This window comes from Mycolicibacterium pyrenivorans, from assembly GCF_025821625.1.
GTDB classification, from domain to species: Bacteria; Actinomycetota; Actinomycetes; order Mycobacteriales; family Mycobacteriaceae; genus Mycobacterium; species Mycobacterium pyrenivorans.
Map to the genome: position 1 here is coordinate 1 of NZ_JACKSH010000234.1, position 17,898 is coordinate 17,898.

Annotated in this window: 21 protein-coding genes and 2 pseudogenes; 8 read left to right on the forward strand and 15 right to left on the reverse strand. The window is 63.9% G+C overall.

Annotated elements, in window-relative coordinates; genetic code table 11:
- Nucleotides 1–95: 95 nt before the first annotated feature.
- Nucleotides 96–333: pseudogene (locus H7I57_RS24945) on the reverse strand (transposase); the annotation flags it as partial.
- Between the two features lie 315 nt (nt 334–648).
- On the opposite strand from H7I57_RS24945, the gene H7I57_RS24950 reads away from it, so the two are divergent.
- The 3 genes from H7I57_RS24950 to H7I57_RS24960 all read left to right on the forward strand — a co-directional run bounded on the left by H7I57_RS24950 (nt 649) and on the right by H7I57_RS24960 (nt 2,717).
- Nucleotides 649–1,326: a hypothetical protein gene (locus H7I57_RS24950; protein ID WP_264026803.1), complete on the forward strand. Its 678-nt coding sequence runs from the start codon at nt 649–651 to the stop codon at nt 1,324–1,326.
- 69 nt (nt 1,327–1,395) lie between these two features.
- Nucleotides 1,396–1,983: a hypothetical protein gene (locus H7I57_RS24955; protein WP_264026804.1), complete on the forward strand. Its 588-nt coding sequence runs from the start codon at nt 1,396–1,398 to the stop codon at nt 1,981–1,983.
- 239 nt (nt 1,984–2,222) lie between these two features.
- Entirely contained in the window at nt 2,223–2,717 is a 495-nt protein-coding gene (locus H7I57_RS24960) for a hypothetical protein (protein WP_264026805.1), read from the forward strand.
- A 200-nt stretch (nt 2,718–2,917) separates the two neighbouring features.
- On the opposite strand, the gene H7I57_RS24965 is transcribed toward H7I57_RS24960, so the two are convergent.
- Nucleotides 2,918–4,062, reverse strand: a protein-coding gene (locus H7I57_RS24965) for an IS3 family transposase (protein WP_264026807.1) whose coding sequence is annotated in 2 segments (ribosomal slippage) — nt 2,918–3,795 and nt 3,795–4,062 — 1,146 coding nt in all. Because the reading frame shifts where the segments join, the coding sequence is not laid out codon by codon here.
- Between the two features lie 197 nt (nt 4,063–4,259).
- Between H7I57_RS24965 and H7I57_RS24970 the strand changes: the two genes are divergently transcribed.
- Together H7I57_RS24970 and H7I57_RS24975 are read left to right on the forward strand one after the other, a co-directional pair.
- Nucleotides 4,260–4,862: an ImmA/IrrE family metallo-endopeptidase gene (locus tag H7I57_RS24970; protein ID WP_264026808.1), complete on the forward strand. Its 603-nt coding sequence runs from the start codon at nt 4,260–4,262 to the stop codon at nt 4,860–4,862.
- Nucleotides 4,859–5,239 carry a hypothetical protein gene (locus H7I57_RS24975; protein WP_264026811.1) on the forward strand — a complete coding sequence of 127 codons (381 nt, stop codon included), beginning with the start codon at nt 4,859–4,861 and terminating at the stop codon, nt 5,237–5,239. Before H7I57_RS24970 ends, H7I57_RS24975 begins: the two co-directional genes overlap by 4 nt.
- A 315-nt stretch (nt 5,240–5,554) precedes the next feature.
- Here the strand turns inward: H7I57_RS24975 and H7I57_RS24980 are convergent, their stop codons facing one another.
- The 8 genes and pseudogenes from H7I57_RS24980 to H7I57_RS25010 all read right to left on the reverse strand — a co-directional run bounded on the left by H7I57_RS24980 (nt 5,555) and on the right by H7I57_RS25010 (nt 9,789).
- The gene (locus H7I57_RS24980; RefSeq protein WP_264026812.1) at nt 5,555–5,869 is read right to left on the reverse strand and encodes a hypothetical protein; all 315 of its coding nucleotides are present in this window, start codon (nt 5,867–5,869) and stop codon (nt 5,555–5,557) included.
- Nucleotides 5,870–6,250: 381 nt separating this feature from the next.
- Entirely contained in the window at nt 6,251–6,511 is a 261-nt protein-coding gene (locus H7I57_RS24985; protein WP_264026813.1) for a DUF732 domain-containing protein, read from the reverse strand.
- A gap of 237 nt (nt 6,512–6,748) precedes the next feature.
- Nucleotides 6,749–6,853, reverse strand: a pseudogene (locus H7I57_RS33870) (DUF2510 domain-containing protein); the annotation flags it as partial.
- Between the two features lies 1 nt (nt 6,854).
- Nucleotides 6,855–7,202 carry a DUF4189 domain-containing protein gene (locus H7I57_RS24990; protein ID WP_264026814.1) on the reverse strand — a complete coding sequence of 116 codons (348 nt, stop codon included), beginning with the start codon at nt 7,200–7,202 and terminating at the stop codon, nt 6,855–6,857.
- 63 nt (nt 7,203–7,265) lie between these two features.
- The gene (locus H7I57_RS24995) at nt 7,266–7,451 is read right to left on the reverse strand and encodes an excalibur calcium-binding domain-containing protein (protein WP_264026815.1); all 186 of its coding nucleotides are present in this window, start codon (nt 7,449–7,451) and stop codon (nt 7,266–7,268) included.
- Between the two features lie 196 nt (nt 7,452–7,647).
- The gene (locus tag H7I57_RS25000; protein ID WP_264026816.1) at nt 7,648–8,148 is read right to left on the reverse strand and encodes a hypothetical protein; all 501 of its coding nucleotides are present in this window, start codon (nt 8,146–8,148) and stop codon (nt 7,648–7,650) included.
- Between the two features lie 84 nt (nt 8,149–8,232).
- The gene (locus H7I57_RS25005) at nt 8,233–8,868 is read right to left on the reverse strand and encodes a hypothetical protein (protein WP_264026817.1); all 636 of its coding nucleotides are present in this window, start codon (nt 8,866–8,868) and stop codon (nt 8,233–8,235) included.
- A 273-nt stretch (nt 8,869–9,141) separates the two neighbouring features.
- On the reverse strand, nt 9,142–9,789 hold the full coding sequence (locus H7I57_RS25010; protein ID WP_264026819.1) for a restriction endonuclease: 648 nt from the start codon (nt 9,787–9,789) through the stop codon (nt 9,142–9,144).
- A gap of 735 nt (nt 9,790–10,524) precedes the next feature.
- Between H7I57_RS25010 and H7I57_RS25015 the strand changes: the two genes are divergently transcribed.
- On the forward strand, nt 10,525–11,454 hold the full coding sequence (locus tag H7I57_RS25015) for a DUF6602 domain-containing protein (RefSeq protein WP_264026820.1): 930 nt from the start codon (nt 10,525–10,527) through the stop codon (nt 11,452–11,454).
- Between the two features lie 162 nt (nt 11,455–11,616).
- Here H7I57_RS25015 and H7I57_RS25020 read toward each other — a convergent pair whose 3' ends face one another.
- From H7I57_RS25020 to H7I57_RS25035, 4 genes are all read right to left on the reverse strand, one after another.
- The gene (locus H7I57_RS25020; protein WP_264026821.1) at nt 11,617–12,717 is read right to left on the reverse strand and encodes a ComEC/Rec2 family competence protein; all 1,101 of its coding nucleotides are present in this window, start codon (nt 12,715–12,717) and stop codon (nt 11,617–11,619) included.
- Nucleotides 12,707–13,324, reverse strand: coding sequence for a hypothetical protein (locus tag H7I57_RS25025; protein WP_264026822.1), 618 nt, complete (start codon nt 13,322–13,324; stop codon nt 12,707–12,709). The genes H7I57_RS25020 and H7I57_RS25025 overlap by 11 nt, the downstream gene beginning before the upstream one ends.
- Nucleotides 13,324–14,046, reverse strand: coding sequence for a hypothetical protein (locus tag H7I57_RS25030; protein ID WP_264026824.1), 723 nt, complete (start codon nt 14,044–14,046; stop codon nt 13,324–13,326). Before H7I57_RS25030 ends, H7I57_RS25025 begins: the two co-directional genes overlap by 1 nt.
- 143 nt (nt 14,047–14,189) lie before the next feature.
- A complete protein-coding gene (locus H7I57_RS25035; RefSeq protein ID WP_264026825.1) occupies nt 14,190–14,495 on the reverse strand; it encodes a hypothetical protein in 306 nt (101 codons plus the stop codon).
- A 534-nt stretch (nt 14,496–15,029) separates the two neighbouring features.
- Here H7I57_RS25035 and H7I57_RS25040 point away from each other — a divergent pair.
- Entirely contained in the window at nt 15,030–16,394 is a 1,365-nt protein-coding gene (locus H7I57_RS25040; RefSeq protein ID WP_264026827.1) for a MinD/ParA family ATP-binding protein, read from the forward strand.
- A gap of 6 nt (nt 16,395–16,400) precedes the next feature.
- On the opposite strand, the gene H7I57_RS25045 is transcribed toward H7I57_RS25040, so the two are convergent.
- Entirely contained in the window at nt 16,401–17,129 is a 729-nt protein-coding gene (locus tag H7I57_RS25045) for a transcriptional regulator (protein ID WP_264026828.1), read from the reverse strand.
- A 370-nt stretch (nt 17,130–17,499) separates the two neighbouring features.
- Between H7I57_RS25045 and H7I57_RS25050 the strand changes: the two genes are divergently transcribed.
- Nucleotides 17,500–17,793, forward strand: coding sequence for a WhiB family transcriptional regulator (locus H7I57_RS25050; protein WP_264026829.1), 294 nt, complete (start codon nt 17,500–17,502; stop codon nt 17,791–17,793).
- Nucleotides 17,794–17,898: the final 105 nt, after the last annotated feature.

Consider the following 17,898-nt stretch of genomic DNA (forward strand, 5'->3'; position numbering starts at 1 on the left):
GGCCATCATCTGATCCCGCACAACGGCCCACCCCGACTCCAAAGCGCACAACCGAATTCGCCCCCACGCCGAGGGTCGATCGGTGAATCAAGGTTAAGCCGCTGATGCTCCGCAGTCGACACCCCGGGAGTCAGGCCCTCGTCGATGTCGGCCTGGCGGACCCAGGTGCGGACCGACTCCACGCCGAGCCGAGCTGGTTGGCCACCCGCTGCACCGTGCCCTGCGTGGTGCCCAGCTCGGCGCGCAAGGCCCGGACCATCCGGGCTGCGGCGGCCTTCTCCTCGGGGCCAAAACGGCGCGTCGTGGGCTTCCAGCTGACTGTTCCTTCGGCATACCTGCATCCTCGTTTCCAAGGTCAGGAGCCTCCAACATTTCCAGAGCGGTTCAGACTCAGAGATCGAACGCGCGACGGAGGAGCTTTACGGACTGGGCTACGTGACGGGCCCAAATCTGCGGACCACATTAACCCCAGCGGGCATCATGGCAGCCAGGGCATTCGGCTAAGCCTGCTCGCCGCACGCCATCCAGACCGTGCTGAGGCACGCCTCGAGTCGCAACCACGGAGCGGCACACCGCCGTCGGCTACGACGAGATCCGCGCTGTGATGATGGCCGCGGTGCTGTGAGCACAGTCGGCTAGGTTTCGCACATGGGGAAAATCACACCGAAACGCAAGGGGTGGCTCTGCAAAGGCGGAGTGGGGTTTTGGGCGATAGCAGTCGCTCTCGCGGCGATAGTCATGCTGTTCGTAGGTAGTCAGATCGCCCGTGCTGTTGGTCAAGACGTGGACTGGTACACCGGTTTCGGTCAATGGCTTGGGGCGCTGGGTAGCTTCGTCGCAGCGGGCGCTGCGCTGTGGATCTCGGTCACTGACCGCCGCCGCACGGACGACGCACGAGCGCAAGAGCACGCCCAGGAGGCATCGGATCTCGCGCGGCAAGCTGGCCTGGTGCAGGTCACGGCAGAGATGCTGGGTAAGCGGCAACCCATTGGGCCGATGATCCCGACTCCCGCGATCGGGGTGAAGAACCGGCGCACGGACCGGATCTTCGACATTGGGGTCGCGAAGTTCATCCACGGCGGCGAAACTCTGGAACTGGAGATCGCCTCGGTGAACGGCTTCTACGTGTTCCCGCAGAGGGACGGAAGCAGCTTCCATGTTGCTGAACAGTTGCGAGGCCTGGCACTCGAAACCGATGACCTGCTGGTGCTCTACCAACAGGACAGCCTGCCCAACACTCCGGCCGACTTCGCCGCGGTTAGATACACCGACTCTGCAGGACGGCGGTGGGAAGTCGATACCAGTGGTGCTGTCACCCGACTCTAAGTCAAGCTCTCTTTGAAACTCGCCTCGTGACGGTGGCCACCGCTAAAGTTTGGAACCAAGGGTGGAGTAATGAAAGTCGGCATGCGGCTTTTCGATATTGACTGGAGTGACCCGGCGTGGATAGCTGCCGCTGTCGCACTGGCGGCGCTGATGCTCTCCGTCATATCGGTGACGCTGTCTTGGAGATCGCTGCGCTGGGATCGACAGAGCTCTGAGGCGGCGCTGCGCAGCGCGGAGGCCGCTGAACGCGCCAACCGTCTCACTGAGCGAATGGTTGAGCACCAGATCGAACAGGCACGGGCGGCGTCGAATCCAGCGAGCGATCAACAGATCAGCGCGAAGGGCATTCCGTCCGGCGAGGCGTTCGGCACCCCGACCGTGACTCAGGCGGCGGCCGACGTTTCATGGCAGATCGAGCACCCGTCCGGAAGTCGCTACGTACTCCGCAATACCGGCACTGATATCGCCGATCACGTCGAAGTCGACGCTACGGAAGTTGGACCGATAACGCGTAACCTCCCCAGGGGCAGCGTTATTCGTCCTGGTGAGGGCGCCGACATGCTTATCGCCGGCACCTTCGGTCACCCCCGCCCCAACCAGCTCTACGTCCGCTGGGCCGGTCAGCCCGAGTGGGTTGCCGTACCGATGCCGAATTGATGGGACAGCACCGAGATGGATGACGACGTCGAGGAAGTGTTCGATGTTCCGATCGGCACGCGACCTCGGTTCGCCCGACGGCACCTCTCGGCTGCCAGCCTTATGGCCTATCACTGCCGCGCGCTTGAATCGGAGTTCGTCGCTGCCGGAGCAGAGGTGCCCAGTCAGAGCGTCGAGTCTTACGCGATCGCCGCTATCACAGAGTCAGTTTCTTTCCTTGAGGCCCTGGTCAATGAGCTATGGCAGTATGCGATCGATTCTATGCCGCAACAAACCCGAATCTTTGGGGCCTGCTGCCCGGCACAATCGAGCACATCAGACGGCTCAACCGATACGAGAGACTGGAGCGGGCGCTGGCCGTGCTTGAGAAGTATGACCTGGTGCTCATGTGCGCGGGACAGCCTCGACTCGACAGCAGTCACACACCGCGCCGCGATGTCAGCCTACTTATCCAATTGCGAAATGCGATAGTGCATTACAGACCACGAATGCAATGGAGCGATCAAGTGCACAAGCTGCAAAAGCCTCTAACTGATCTCGGGCTGACGAATCCGCTCCATGAAGGACTCCTGCCGTGGTTCCCTGGCTATCCGCTGTGCGCATCTGTTGCCGAATGGTCCTGGATGAAGAGCCGCGACCTGGCTTCAGATTGGCAGCAGGCACTCGGCCTTGAACGTCCGACCGTCCTAAAGGCCCACTCCTACAGTGGCGGTGCCGCTCCCGACGCGACCTAAACGGCTCACGGTCACAGGTGCCGCTGCGGCTGCCCCAGCGGGAACATCGGCCACGGCTCGGCCGGGTTCACCGGGTAGCAGCGCGATACCGTCGGCACCACGGGTTGGCCCGAACGGAATACATCGCAGCTGCAGATGCCGGTGGCGAGTCCCCGATATTGAGTCCGTGCGGTTTTAGAGTCGGGTTGTTTGATCCGTTCTCAGGTGATGCTGCAGGCCACTGGGGTGTGGGTGCAGCTGCAGGCGGCAGCGTACTCGGCCGGCGTTCGGTACCCGAGCGCTGAGTGCCGGTGTCGGGTGTTGTGTTCGATTTTGAAGTCGCCGATGACCACGCGGGCCTCGAACAGGGTGTTCCAGTAGTTGCGGTTGAGGCACTCCTTGCGTAGTCGGTTGTTGAACGATTCGATGTAGCCGTTGTCCCACGGGCAGCCCGGCGGGATGTACACCATGCCGGTTCTGTTCTCGCAGAACCGTTGGAGCGCTTGTGACACCATCTCCGGACCGTTGTCCAGGCGCAGCACCACCGGCGGGCCACCGTGAGCGGCGAACACCTTCTTGAGCTCCTCGACCAAGTGCTCGCCGGTGATCGAACGCTCCACCAGGTTCAGCAGCGACTCGCGGGTGTGTTCGTCGATCATCGAGGCGATCTTGATGGCCTTGCCGTCGATGGTGGAGTCGAACTGGAAGTCGATCGCCCACACCACCTTCGGCGCATCGGCTTTCACCGGTGGCGCCGAGGAGACCCCGGCCCTCTTGCGCGGGCTGTGCACCCGCACCTGCAGACCCTCCTCACGCCACAGGCGGTGGATCTTCTTCTTGTTGACCGCACGGCGCTCGTCGTAGCGCAGCGCTGCCCAGGCGCGTCGGAACCCGTGGCAGGGGTTTTTGGTGGCGTAGGCGCGCAGCCAGGCCCTCATCTCGGCGTCCGGGTCGGCTGGGGTCTGCGCCACCGGTCGACGGCGGTAGGTGGAGCGGGCCAGCCCAACGGCCTTGCACGCCAGCCGCTCCGACATGCTCAACGTCGACTTGAGCATGTCCACGGCCCGGCGCTTGGCAGCTGGGCTCAGAATTTTCCCTTGGCCACCTCCCGCAAGGCGTCCTTCTCTAGCTCGGCCTCGGCCAGCAGCCGCTTGAGGCGCGCGTTCTGCTCGCGCAGCTCCTTAAGTTCCTTGGCGGCGTCGGTGTCCATGCCGCCGTAGGTGCGCCGCCAGTTGTACAGCGTCGCCGGCGAGACCTGCAGCTCGGCAGCGATCTCCTCGCCAGTCTTGCCCTCAGCAGCCAGCTCATCCGCGCGGCGCAACTTGCGCACGATGTCCTCCGCGGAATTCCGCTTCCGACCAGCCATGTGTCTCATAGTCCCTTCCGGCCCGACATCGGGCCACAGGACTCTAAAACTGGTTGGACTCATTCAGCGGGAACACGCCACCGGCGCCGCCGCTTCCGACTGCAGCCGCCGGTATCGCCAACCAGAATCGCAGCATACAACTTCGCCCCTGGTCTTGAATCGGAGCCGCGAGCGATGTGGCCCAAGCGTCGGAAAACATGGCCATCAAGCTCGGCCTCCAGGTGAAGGCGGCTTTGCCCGTCGGCGGGGCTTGCGCGGATCTGTCTGATACTGGCGGTACCATCGAGGCGGAGCTGGGGAGGTGGTTTGCTGTGGCACTCGTCGTTGATCGTGCAAAGTCGGACGCAGAAGCTACGGCCCGCGACTTCTCGAAGCCCGGTCTGTTTCCTGTCAATGTCGAGGGCGTCGCCGAGCGGATGGGCGTCCGGATCGAGTTCGCCTACCTGCGCGACGGCGTTTCCGGAATGATCCGATCCCGACCGCCAGAGGTGCCGGTGATCTACGTAGACGCGACGGAGAACGAGGCTCGACAGCGATTCACCATTGCGCACGAGCTTGGCCACTACGTCGAGCGAATCAACCAGGGCCAAGAGGACTTCGCGTTCATCGATGAACGCGGCACCAAGTACGACCTTCATGAGTTCTACGCCGACGAGTTCGCCGGCAATTTGCTCATGCCCGCGGACGAGATCGCGAGGATGCAGCGTCGCGGCATGACCAACCTGGAGTTGGCGGCTTACTTCGGCGTCTCGCCAGCCGCGCTCAACATGCGTCTGAAGCGGCTGGCCCGTCGGCAGTGAACGACGACGAGCTCGATGTCGACCTCGGTACCGAGGGCGGCGAAGAATTCGACAGCGCGCTCGCGGACGCTTTGGTCAGCCCGGTCAAGCGCCCGGACGCGTCCGTAGACAAGCGAATTGACGACGAAAAGTACCGAGCCCTCCGGGCGGCCAACAACTACCGTCGCGCCCTGGTCAAATGGACGCTACGCGTCGTTGGCGGGTTGACCGCTATGGCCACTGTGTTCATGGGCCTGTACGTGTGCTCGCAATGGGACGAGATCGCGGCAAGCGTGATGATCGCGTACTTCGCTTCCGTGGTAGCCGAGAGTATCGGCGTGCTATATGTCATCGCCCGCTATCTCTTCCCTAGCACGGGCCCCGGCGTGTCGCAGTAATCGGGGCTCGAGCACGCCGCACCGCCAGCACGTCCCCGGCGCCCCGGTCGGCAAGCACCCCCGACACGTGCCGTTGTGCAGCCCGCTCGAGTCGTGCCGCTGGACCGCCTCCTCGTCGCGACCGCACCCGCCAGGTCCACCTCCACCAGCCACGGGTCCGGGCAGTCGACGTGTGGTCCGAGTTGGGTGACGACTAATCGGGTGACGAGCGGCATCCGAGACGCTCATTGAGCAGCGCGTCGGTGCACTCGGCCGAGCCGCCGTAGATCCGGCACGCCGTGGCGGCGAGGGCGCCTCGCGCTTGGAGATCGCGGTTCAAAACGGCATCGCCCCTTCAACACTGACGGTCATGCCGTGGCCGGTCCGGTCGTTGGTGAACGTGGTTCCCTCACGTGTGGGGGTGATGGTCCAACCGAGCGTACGGTACTCAACCTCATAGTCGAGGGTGTTGTACGGCTGCTGGCCTGCATCGCCGGGGGTCGATTCGAAGTCGCCGAGAGTGTTGACACTGACTCCGTTGGCCGGCGCCCCATATCGGATAGGGGTGTTGACGACGAAGTCGACCAGGCAGGTGACGGAGCCGCCAGAAAGCTGGCAGAGCGTGCGACCGGACTTGGTGCCGACAAACACGCTGCCGCCGGGTGCAGGAATGGTGACGGGTGCTGGCCGGCGACTTGCCGGTGGAGTGGCGACTGGCGGCGTGGGAGGTGATGCTGCGCTCGTCGACGTCTCCGTGCTGCTGGGGGTAGGTGGCGCCGCCGGCGCCGTCGTGGCCGGTTCCGGGCCGCAATTGCCAGGCCGCTACAGCTGATGCGGCCCCGACGGCGACGATGCTGGCGCCCACCGCTGCGGCCGTGATTCGTGCCGGCGTCCACCGCCGCGGCAGCTGCCATTCCTCGCCGTCGTCGAGCGACCATGCGGTGACGGCCTCGGTTTCCTCGATCGCGTCACCGAGCTCGGTGGGTGCGTACCCGGTGGGCGCGTCGTCGTCGACTGGGTCGCCGCTGTGCATCAGCCTCCCCCCTTCGGGCCGTGCTCCGGGCAGTAGATCGCCGTCGCCGCGCCAGCGAAATGCCCGGCATCCTCTGGAGTGAACTCCGGGTTCTCTTTGAGCAGCTGCGCCGCACCCATTTCAAAGAACGTGTCGTTGACCTCGTACCAGAGGCATAGCCCTTTGGCCTGCTGCACAGCACCGTCTTCGCTGCCGTAGGGAACGTCGAACAAGTCGAGAGTGCCTATGAACGCGACCCGGCCGCTATCCGCGTCGCTCATCGTCGGTCTGGGATTGGGCGCCGTAGCGCCCGTACTCGGTGACCCGGCTACCGGCGGCTGGCTCGTCGGGGACCGGGCTTGAAAGCTCGTTGCCTCGGTCGATGCGGTCGGCTTGTCATCTCGGTCACCGGCGATCGCACCGGCCACCATGAGGAGTAGCAGCAGGACGCCACCTCCAACCGCGAGGAGCACCGTCCAGCTGACTCCGCTACTCGGTGGCGACGGCCGCCGTCGTGGTGGCGGTGGGATGGCGCCAAGCCATTGGCGACCGTCCCAGTACCGTCGGCCCCGAGGTCCGCCTGGGTCTGGGTACCAGCCCGGTGGCGGCGTAGGCACGCTCATCTCAGTACCCGCTGCATGACCAGCCGACAATCAAGCAGCCGATGCCGCCCGCATCAGTGCATCCGACCGTCGCGAGGCTCTGAGCAACGATGTAGTTGTCGTGCCACGCCCAGCCCCACGTGCTGTTAATTGGCGACTGCGCTACGGCGCCACAAGCGTTTACGTAGGTGATCACTGCCCTGCAGTCATACGCATCGCACATTGCAATCGCCACGTTTGCGGCGCTGCCAGGGCTCGACATGTTGTATCCCGTGCCCGCGCGGCCCGTCATCGGAGAGATGGCCATGGCACCCCACAGGCCTGCAGCCTTCACCTCTGGTGCGTTGACCAACAACAACACCGAGGCCACAACAACCACCTGGCCAGCGAGTCTCACCCTCGCGGTGGCGGTTCGCTGCTGAGACATGAGCCGTCAGCTCGATTCGCAGCCGATGCCGTCGTTATCGCTGTCCAGCCACTCCCCGCAGTACGGCGAGCTGGAAGGGATGTTCTGGTATCCAGCCTTCTTTGCTTGAGTGCAATTCTCGAAGGGGACCTGTGCCGATGCAACAGGCGCACCTAATCCGCCAGCGATAGCCAGCGACGCCGCAACCAACATTGTTCGAACCACGCGAGCCCCCTGAACATGCTGCTAAAGGCAGCGTAGCCCTGACGGAGGTCCTCATTGCTCGGTTTGCCCAGATTGACCGCTGGGCGAACGGTCTTTGAACCTGCGGCGGGTTCTCCGGTTTCAAACCCGGACTTGGCCGAAACTCCTCGAAGTCGGCGAGGCGTTCTACCCCGGCTAGACGAGGTCACGCCTCGCCGTTGTCGTACTTCGCCGCCTCGATCGTCCAGGCCCGGAGTGTCTCGCGCCCCGTGGGAGTGGCGAGCTCGGGAAGCACGGATGCATAGATGTCAGCGAGAGCGCCTATGAGCCTGCCGCCACCTGGCCGCATGTCGGCGTTGACTTCGTGAAGGATCTCGGTGAAGCGTATGCGGTCCTGGTCCCTCATCGCGATGATCGCCGCTGTGGCGTGACGCACATAGGGGTCGTCGGATGTCACTGCGAGGTCGTCGATCAGCTCGCGGATCATCTGACGTGAGCGCTCGTCCCTGAGCTGATCGATCCAGATTCGATAGCTGCTGTCGACCGCGCGCAGAAGGGCCGTCATGCGGCGTCGGGAGATGGCCTCCTCCAGTATCGCGACAATGCCGTCGTAAAGATCCGTGCCTGTGGCCGAGGCACGGTGGGTAATCAGCGCTCCTGCCCGCCTAAAGTCGCCGGGCCCTGGCATATCTGCCTCGATCGTCATCTGCCGAGTGTTTCAGAGTGCCCCGACAGACCCGCGGGGATTCGGATCGTCACGGGTTGCCCGCCTTGGCCCACTGCTGCGCCATCATCGCGCTCTGCACGTCGCGGGTAGAGCCCTGCATGTCGCGGACCTGCGGGTTGTTGATGTTGACCTCGTACTTGTCGCCCTGCCGCTCGGCTTTCTCGCCGGCCCCCATGGCTTTCTGCTGCGCCTCGGCCTGCTGCGGAGTGAGCGGCGCGGCGGTTTCTTGCCCGCCTCGGCCATGTTTTCGTTCTGCTCGCCGCCCATCTCGCCGGCGGTGTTGGGCAGCGCGGGACGCACACCCGCCGCCGCGCCCGCGAGGCGGCCCAGCCACGAGGCCGACGGGTCGCCGAGCGCGGAACCGTTGAGCATGAACGTCTCACCGATGGCGGTCTCGTATCCCGCCATCGCCGACTGGAACCCGCCGACCAGAGGCAGCGCGGACGCCAACTCGCTGCCGAACGACGACCCGAACCCGCGCCCGGCGGTGCGCCCGTGGTCGCGGAACTTGTTCTCAATGTCGCCGCGGATCTTGTCCATGGCGATGCCGGTGCGGTTGGCCTCGTCCTGCAGCGCCTTGCTGAACGCCTCGCCGGAAACCTTGCCCGCCTGCGTCATCTGACGGACGAGACGGTCGGCGACGACCTGGGATGAGCGCTCGTTCAGCGCTGCTTCGACTTCGGCGGTTAGCTGTGCCACTTCAGCTCCCAAAGTCTATGCGCTACAAGATGATTCGGCCGCCGACGACCGGCGAAAGCCCTTGATCTGCAAACAATTTGGGAATTGTTGGGAATGCGCACCGTTCCTCGAGAAGCGGCGCCGGGACGCACTGCACTGTTCTGTTGGTCCGCAGATGTCCCGTTTGGGACAGGTGTTCTCTATCCTCAGCCTGGGGCCCAGTCCCCTCGGGTGGCGCGCCGAGCACCGTTCCTGACCGCGGTCGTATAGAAGATGCAACGCATACCGCCGTCTTTACGGGCGCTTCTCGAATCTGGCCCTTAAGTCGGCGACCTGCTGTGCTCGCACACGTCGGGCCTGGTCAGTTGCTTCGGCCTCGCGTTTGGCATGCATGCCGGCGATTCGCTGCCTGAAACTTGAAGGCTGTGGCGCGATGCCCTCGTTCTGTGCGGCATCTGCCTGTTTCCAAGTCCTACGGTCGGTGCGAATGGCCCACTTCTTTCTCAGTTCTTTCATTGCGGCACGTTCCTCGGCCACCGCGGCGCGTTCCTCAGCCCGCTGCGCGGCCTTCGCCGCGGCCAAACTGGCTTCATACCTTTCGCGGTGATCCGCGGACTGGTCAGGGTTGTCGGCCATCCATTCAAGTTCCTGACCCGCGATTAGGCGTACGCCGTTAGCTTGAGCGAGCGCACTAGCAGCCCGCGTGAACGTGCTATTGGTCACCACCCACGCCTCAGAACAGCCGTACATAGATCTGCCGGCGACAACTTCTTGAACCGCGCCGGGACCAACAGCTACCGAATAAAACTTGACCTGGACGGCTATCTCGCCGTTCAGCACCAGGTCGACACCGTAATCGCCGGAGGCTCTTGTCACCGCCGCATGGTGTCCGTTCTCGTGGAGCACCTGGCCGACATAGTACTCGAACTCGGCGCCCGTCATTGGTGCATTTAACCATCTGCGGCAAACTCGCAAACTATGTTGAGGCTGTCTACACGTTCGCGCGAAGCACGCGCTTGGTGCCCTTTGGGCGAGTGGTGAGAGTCCCGATCTGCTCCCCCTGTTTTGCCCCGGCCGTCGAGAAGCGGTGCCGGGGCACACTGCTGTCCGATTCCTCCCCCTCTTGTCGGATCCCGCCACTAGTGTCCCGGCACATGGGGGACCACTGCGGCGTTGGCCGGCCATCGCACGCATCGTGTCCGCGCTTCTACTCTCCAACTGTTCGAGCCAGCCTGACACTGATGAGATCGCGGCGTGGGTGAAGGACGATCTGCAGTCCTACCTGCAACGTGACTCAAAGCGTTCCGAGTACTGGCTGCAGGTAATGGAACTGTCCCTCGTTCATGCCTCAGGCAACGAGTACAAGGGGTTCGCAACCGCCCGCACTCGGCGCCACGCGAAGCACAAAGTGGGGTTTTGACGTATGACGGCGACAACGGGATGTGGGAGGTCGACCGCGGCGCGTTCCTGTTCCTTATGGACGAGCCGCGTCCTCATCGTCGCCGTGAACATCACGGGGACCACGTCGAGCGGCTTTCTGCGGGTCGGTGTCTCACATTGATACAGATGACACTTTCGGCCCATCACCCAACCCCCGGGCGGCGGGCCAAACACATCCGAAGTTTGCCCCCTTCACTAGAGTGTCTGTAGCTGGGGGCCAGATTGCGGGCGGGGAATTTGGGCAAGGAAAAGAAGAGCGCAGCGAGAGAGACCGTCAATGTACGAACCGGCCTACGGTTTGAGACGATCCTGGCGAATGCCGAACAGGCACTGAAACTCGAGCTCGACAGAGCACGACTCGAATCAGACCACAGCCTCACTATCGGTGAACAAGCCGAGGCAGCCGTCCGCGACACTCTGCGCGGCGCACTCCCCGCGGGTTACGGCGTCGGACACGGCCACGTCTACGACGCCTATGGGGACAAATCCCGTCAGACCGACGTAGTCATCACCAACCTTGACCACCCGCTCTCATTCCCACACGAACGCGCCGGAACCTATCTGGTCGATGGCGTGTCGGCCGCCGGCGAAGTGAAGGCGACCCTGACACCGCACAAGCTTGAAGACTGTCTGCAAAAAGGTGCCAAGTTCAAACAATTGCGAATGACACTCAACAAGGGCGACTTCGTCGGTACAGTCGGCCAACAGGTACAAATTATGGAAATGGGCCTTGTACCTGGGTATTTCGTAATTGCTTTCGCCAGCAAGATGAAGGTCGACTCCGTCAGCGAACGACTGCAAGAAGCTGGCCTTATTCCGCCTCCAGAGGGAAAAACCGACGGGCCCAAGGACGATGGCAACGCTCCGCAGCCACCACTGGATGCGATATGCGTCCTCGGCCAAGGTGTGTACTTTTACATCCGACCGAACAACCCCATGGGTCTGCACTATGTCGAGCACCCCGACCAATCTGGGTGGATATTCCTACCCACCGACGCCCCGCTGGCGTGGACGCTGACTTGGCTTCATGCAGCGATGCCTCGAGTATGGCGTGGCCGCTCGGTGTTCGCTCCTTACCTAATTCCGAACCGAAAGAACCTGCGCTACATGGCTAGCCGGGGGTACATCAACGTGACCGAGAAGCAGGACGAGCAAGGGGAGACGTAGCACGGGGAATTGGTGCGAGTGAGTTCTGAGAATGCGCGCGTCAAGTTTTGGTTCGCTCCGCGCTTCCTGTGTGGCAGTTAGCCCCGATACAGCCCCCAGTTGCGTCCGTCGAGAAGCGGTGCCGGGGCGCACCGCTGCCTGGCAGAACATCGTGCGCGAGTGTCATAGCTGCATTGCAGGAGGAAACACCGAGACTTCCCACGTTTCGTGGGCGGCGGCTGGCTTCCTTGCTCGCACCTGACCGCTGACTCCCTCGGCACGAACGTTGTCACCGAAACCTGCGAGCGATGCCCGAGTGCGACGCATAGCCTTGTCGGCCGCTGGCAGCTTCGGATTGGCGGACGAGTAAACCTCCGACGAGCGATCCTTTAATCGCTGGATGTCCCCGGGCTGAGGACGTGGCGTCACACCCGCGCGGAATGGCGCAAGGACCGACACCACCTGTTGAGCAAGCAACTGAGTCCAAACCTCTTCGTGATGCGCATTCGGCGCGCCGTGATGGGGAACCTTAAACAGGCTGGCTAGCGGGTCAGGTGCAAAGACATCGAGAACCCCCATCCAGCCTGACCCCTCCGGCCCCCGCAATAAATCCGCACCCAGAACGACATTGGTATCGCCAACTCGCACAAGAAGCGCAACAGCCAGATCATTTGGGTCGGTGGCGCGCAGTCGTTTTCGTTGGCCTGCCCTGCTTAGGCCCGTCGCCAACTCCTTCCTGGCGCGGTCGATGGACTCACTCGACGGCGACATCGCGACGACCGACGCCGCGGGTACCTCGCGTTCTTGCGCGCGCATAAAGAGCGTCAATTCCTGGACGGCGTGTTTGATCCGTTTTCCAGGAGGGCGCGTCTTTACAACCTCAAAGAGGAAACGGTATTCGTTCCGTATTCGTTTACGGACATACGTCGCTACGTCCTCATCTGCATTGACATCGTGCAAGAATTCCTCAGTCGTTAAGGCGGCTGAGCATATAAATACAGCGCTGCAACACGCTTCATACACCCGGCCCAAACCCGCGATATGGTCATCGTGCGCGTGTGTACCGACGACCAACTTTACATCGGTCGCCACGTTGACGCCGATTGCAGCCAAGTACACAAGGACCGGGATAGTCTGCGATTTTTGGTCAACGCATGAATCGACGATTATCCATTCACCGCCCCCAATATGAACAGCGATTGATTCCCCCTTGCCTGGCCCGAAAACCGACACTTCAATTTCATGGGGGCCGGGCGGCGTCTCACGAGCAACGCTAGTCGTCAATGTAGTTGGCTAGCTCAGCAAATTGCTCCCGCGCCCTGCGCTTCTGATCGGCGACCTCTTCTTCGGTCCATTTACCCAATCTCCGAAGGCGTATCGCGGAAGTCCGACTCGGCCCACCGGCAGCCCGAACAGTACGCACAGTGACGTAGACAACATCGCCTGGGTGGACGTCATCCCCCTCCGCGAGGGAGTCGACGCCAAAATCAGCGATAACGACTGGTCCGCCCTCCAATGGCACAAGTTCGGCGGAGAAGAACTCGTCGTCAACCTCAAGAACGCGCCCCTCCCACTTCTCCATGCCAGTTACGCGGACAGTGGGTACGGCGTGCAGGTAGTCGCCTTGCTCTTCGTTGCGATTAAATGCAGCACGTACTGCATCTGCTCGCTTGTAGTTCAAATCATGAAAAGCCTGCGCCTGGGCAGTTAGACGGTCGCCTTGCTGACTCGGTTCGTCATCGCCCGCCGGTAGCGTGTCATCCGGCAGATTTGGCGGGGTAGATCCGAACCTTTTGCGAAGCCAGTCACGACGGTATGCGTTCCAGCTTCCCACACTCTCGGACGAGTCGTAGCCCTCGGATACATTCGCGGTGCCCGTGGCAAGAGTCACTACTGAATCCTCGCTATCGCTTCGACTACCTCATTGGAGCGCTTGATACAGGATGCCCACACTGTCGACAGTATCTCCTGCGCGACTCTTATCTTGGCGGCAGATGGTTCGGACGGAGCGTTCGCGGACTCCATCGACCAAGCTTCGTCACGTGAAGTCGCCCGTTCCTCGATGACTTGCAAGTTGAAATGATCACTGTGCGACACGTAAACGTGTCCGGGAATTCGCATAGATGGCTCGACTTGAACTTGAACCCGCCCGCCGTAGGAATCAGGACGCTGACCCCAAAGCGTCACATTCCGAGTGAGTGGCAGATCGAGCAGAGGTTCCCAGAAGTCCTTCGGCAACAAGCGGTCGCCTATGGCGTGGTACTGTTCTTTGGAATTAGCCTGAAAGTGCAACGAGCGGTTGATTCCAACCGCCGCGACAGGCGTGTGAGGTAAGGCGCTTAGGATTCCTATAGCAGCGTCCCGGACGCGCTCAAATTCTGCGCCCTCAGATGTATTGAGTTGCAGAGTATCTGGAACAACCTGACAGTTGAGCCAGCCGGTCGAGAATGAAGCAAATTCACTTGTGATTACTTCGATTTCTGCAGATGCAAAATCATTAGGCCCGATCAAGTTCTGTTGAAGCATCCAGAGGGGCGAGAAAATCGCGGCGTTGAAATGTCCTCGCACGACAACAGAAATCCCGTCGATCGCTATGACAGTGTTGGCAGCCACTACCGTCCCCACTTCACTGCATACACCTGACCAATCGTCAGCGCCTGTGTCGCCGACTCTACAAGCAGGCCCGTGCCACCGCGCGTACTAGCCCCTCCCCGTGAGTCGACCCTCGAAGTTCTCGACGCGTTCAGAAAGGAGGGTCATATGTCGTTCTCCTCGAGCCACAACTCGGCCACGTTGTCATCGTTGAAGGCGACCGTGTCGCCCGGGCTGACGATCGCCCGCGCAGGATAGATTCGCGACGGGGTACCGGCGCGCGGGCCGTGCATCAGAGGCGGTCCAGGGCGCGATGGCGATGTCTTGAGCGTCGTCCCCGGCACCGCGTACGACGGGACGTTGACCGTCTGCCCGGCCCGTAGGCCATCCAACATCCGCTGACACGGATACGGCGCGCCGGTGCGATGCGACTTCGACGCGTTCGCCTGCCACTGCTGCCTGCCAGTCATCTTCGGAGTAACGGGCAACCATCGCCTAGACACCAGTCGTGTTGACCTTGGGACGCGCAACATAGGCCATCAGCGATGCCCTCCGCGACTCATTCGGCCATTCACATCGACCATCACCCGGCGCGGCACCGGATGCGCCACGGTCCCCGTCCGCCACCGATTCACCTCGTGGCCCTGGACCTCGACAGGCTGACCGGCACGCATCGCCTCAAACCCGGTCCTTCGGGTACGGGTACGCGGTGCCATCGTTGTGCGCCCAACGCGCCACCCGAGCATCCTCCCGCTCACGCAGCCACGACCCCGCGCGGTAATCCCATCGCCGACTTGGCGCGCGCGGCTAACTCTAGGCACCGCGCCACCTGGAGTTGACGCCTCACGTGACTTGAGCGACTGCCGCGACGGCTCCGGTCAGCGCCCGGCTTCGGCGTTCCGCAAGTAGTTTGCTCGTATTCGGTGCAGCTAGCCTGGCGGGTGCCGAGTTCCACAGTGCCCGGCCTAGTTCCGGCGACGGATCACATCCGGAGGAGAAGCGTTGTGACCAACCGCGATGACGCATTGCGGAAAGACCTGGGGTGGACGGGGCCCGAAGAATCCAACTACGAGCCCGTCCCCGAACACACCCCACCGGCGGCGCCACCGAACGTGACGGTTCCTCCGCGACCGCCCGTCGATTTCACCCCGAGTGCGACCACGGATGACGGCCCTGGAAGCGGCCCGCCCACGCCTCCCGAACCCGAACGCCCAGTCGGCGTCTTCCGCGCTGCCGCCGACCGCCACGGACCGCCGCCCGCGCCGCACCGTCCCGAGGGCTGGGGGCAGCCACGCCCGCCGGCGTGGCCGCAGCCCGCACGTCCCCCCGCTCCCCACGGTCTCCCGCCGCAGCACGGCGGCTCATGGCCCGGTCAGGCGCCACCGAGTCCGCAGGCTCCACCCGCGGCAGCCCCGCAGCCCGGCTCGTACGCCGAGCGCATCCGCGCCGGCGATCTCGTGCCCACCCGCAAGCCCGCTCCCAAACGCGGCTGGCGGCTGGGGTTGTACAAGGCAACGTTCGGCCTGGTGAACCTGGGCCCGTCACCCGAGGAACGGCGCATCGCCGAACTCGAGGCCAGGATCCGCGGCCCGTTGCGCGGCCATTTCAAGATCGGCGTGATGGGCAAGGGGGGTGCCGGCAAGACCACGGTGTCGGCCTGCATCGGATCGGTGCTCGCCGAACTGCGCCAGGACGACCGGGTCGTCGCCGTGGACGCCGACACCGCCTTCGGCAAGCTCGGCAGCCGGGTCGACCCGAAGGCGCAGGGATCGTTCTGGGAGCTGGCAGGCGATCAGCACCTCGAGACGTTCGCCGACGTCCGCAACCGGGTCGGCAACAACGCCGCGGGGCTGTTCGTGCTGGCCGGTGAGGCCACGCCCGCCCGTCGTCGGGTGCTGGATTCGGCGATCTACCGCGAGGCGACCTCGCGCCTCGACCGGCACTTCACCATCTCCATCATCGACTGCAGTTCCACGATGGACACGCCCGTGACCCAGGAGGTCCTGCGCGACCTCGACGCGCTCGTCGTGGTGTCCACGCCGTGGGTGGACGGCGCGGCAGCCGCAGGCCAAACCCTCGACTGGTTGGCCAGCCGGGGCCTCACCGGCCTGCTGCAGCGCACCATCGTGGTCCTCAACGACTCCGACGGTCACGCCGACAAGCGCACCAGGACGATTCTGGCCCAACAGTTCTCGAGTCAGGGTCAGCTCGTCGTCGAGGTGCCGTTCGACGGACACCTGCGTCCAGGCGGGGTCATCGACGGGACACGCGAGATGTCGCCGCCCGCCCGGCGGCGGTTCCTCGAGATCTGCGCCGCCCTGGCCGCGCACTTCCCCACCCAGGACGACCGGTCACGCGACCGGCACTGAACCCGCTCAGGCGATCTGGGTGACCAACTCCTCGATCGCCTCGACTTCGGCGCGCGAGACCGGTTCCTCGGCCTCGGCCTGCCGAATCGCTCCCTCGGAAACGCCTGCGGCCTGCGCGGTTTCGAGCACGGTGAGGTTCGCGCCGCGGCGGGCGGCGTAGAGCCGCTGCCCGAGGGTGGCATCAGGCGCGCCGGCCGCCCGCACCATCAGATCGTCGTACAGGGTGCGCACCGTGCCCAGCGCCTTGATCAGCGCCGGCGTCACGCGGCCGATCCGCGCCGCCCGCGCGGCGACCGCTTCGAGTTGACGCAGATCCGACAGGATCTCCGTGACCCTGGGCGTGAAGGCGGGGTCGTGGACAGGCGGAAGCGACGCGATCGTCGAGCTGAACGTGCTGATGGCGGTGACGACCGCCTGCGCGATCAACGACACCTCGTCGCCGGTCGGGCTCGGGGCTGCCGCGACGGGCCGCGCCGGCTCGCCCTGACGCAGCCTCGTGATGGTCCCCGGCGGCCACCGCAGCACCTCTTCGAGCTTCGCGCGAGTTCGCTCGCGCGGCCAGCTCCGGCCCTTCTCGAACGCGATCAGGGCACCGGCGTTGATGATCCCGTCGGCGGCCAGGCTGCGCTGGCTGATGTCGAGTTCGCGCCGACGGGCCGCCGCGGCAGCCCCCGCCCTGACCATCCCGGGGTCCGGCACGTCGGTCGATCCGTCGATCGACTCCGCGTTGGTCATCTAACCGGGATTCCTCGTGCTGTCTGGTCGGATCGGCCGGGGCATCGTACCCAGCGACGGGGCCGCTGCTACGACTCGCATCTGCGAAACCGCGATGGTTCCGTGTCAAAGCTACACCTTCCGGCTTCGAGTAACCGCACCAACGCTGCGGATTGTCGATGACATTTCTGCGACCGACGTCTTCCCGTCGAGTCGGTAAACCCGCTGTTCAAGCGGCACAACAGGTGACTTCTCCGCTGCATCCGGCACGGTGGCGCGGCCCGCACCGCTGTGGTTCCGTAGCATCAACTGTTGCATTGCTATGGTTTGTGAGCTGGTTTTTGCGGCATCGCGGCGAACGAGCCGCCCGGCGCACAGAGGAGCGACACCGATGAACGCAATGCCGTGGGATGAAACGCCGGTCGGCGCCTGCACCAGCGACCCTGAGCGGTGGACCACCACCGCCGATGACGAGGCGAAGACGATCTGCCGTGCATGCCCGCGCCGATGGATGTGTGCGCGGGAGGCATGTGAGCTGCCCCGGGCCGAAGGGCTGTGGGCCGGAATCTACGTGCCCGAGGCGGGCCGCGGCCGAACGTTTGCTCTGCGCCAACTCAAGTCACTGGCAGAGCGCAACGGCTATCCGGTCCGCGAACGCCGCGTCTACTACGCCGAAAGCGCCTGACGCGGCTACCGTCCGCCGCCGGGCTCGGGGGGTCGGCGGCGGACGGACCGGAATACCGCCGGGGGCCAAGCAGTTACACCCTCCGACGGTGCCGGGCATGCCCCG

Bases quoted from the DNA above. Each gene is read 5' to 3' on its own strand.
- H7I57_RS24950 (WP_264026803.1), top strand. From the start codon at position 649: ATGGGGAAAATCACACCGAAACGCAAGGGGTGGCTCTGCAAAGGCGGA.
- H7I57_RS24955 (WP_264026804.1), top strand. From the start codon at position 1,396: ATGAAAGTCGGCATGCGGCTTTTCGATATTGACTGGAGTGACCCGGCG.
- H7I57_RS24960 (WP_264026805.1), top strand. From the start codon at position 2,223: ATGGCAGTATGCGATCGATTCTATGCCGCAACAAACCCGAATCTTTGG.
- H7I57_RS24970 (WP_264026808.1), top strand. From the start codon at position 4,260: ATGGCCATCAAGCTCGGCCTCCAGGTGAAGGCGGCTTTGCCCGTCGGC.
- H7I57_RS24985 (WP_264026813.1), bottom strand. From the start codon at position 6,511: ATGAGCGACGCGGATAGCGGCCGGGTCGCGTTCATAGGCACTCTCGAC.
- H7I57_RS24995 (WP_264026815.1), bottom strand. From the start codon at position 7,451: ATGTTGGTTGCGGCGTCGCTGGCTATCGCTGGCGGATTAGGTGCGCCT.
- H7I57_RS25000 (WP_264026816.1), bottom strand. From the start codon at position 8,148: ATGACGATCGAGGCAGATATGCCAGGGCCCGGCGACTTTAGGCGGGCA.
- H7I57_RS25010 (WP_264026819.1), bottom strand. From the start codon at position 9,789: ATGACGGGCGCCGAGTTCGAGTACTATGTCGGCCAGGTGCTCCACGAG.
- H7I57_RS25035 (WP_264026825.1), bottom strand. From the start codon at position 14,495: ATGACTGGCAGGCAGCAGTGGCAGGCGAACGCGTCGAAGTCGCATCGC.
- H7I57_RS25045 (WP_264026828.1), bottom strand. From the start codon at position 17,129: ATGACCAACGCGGAGTCGATCGACGGATCGACCGACGTGCCGGACCCC.
- H7I57_RS25050 (WP_264026829.1), top strand. From the start codon at position 17,500: ATGAACGCAATGCCGTGGGATGAAACGCCGGTCGGCGCCTGCACCAGC.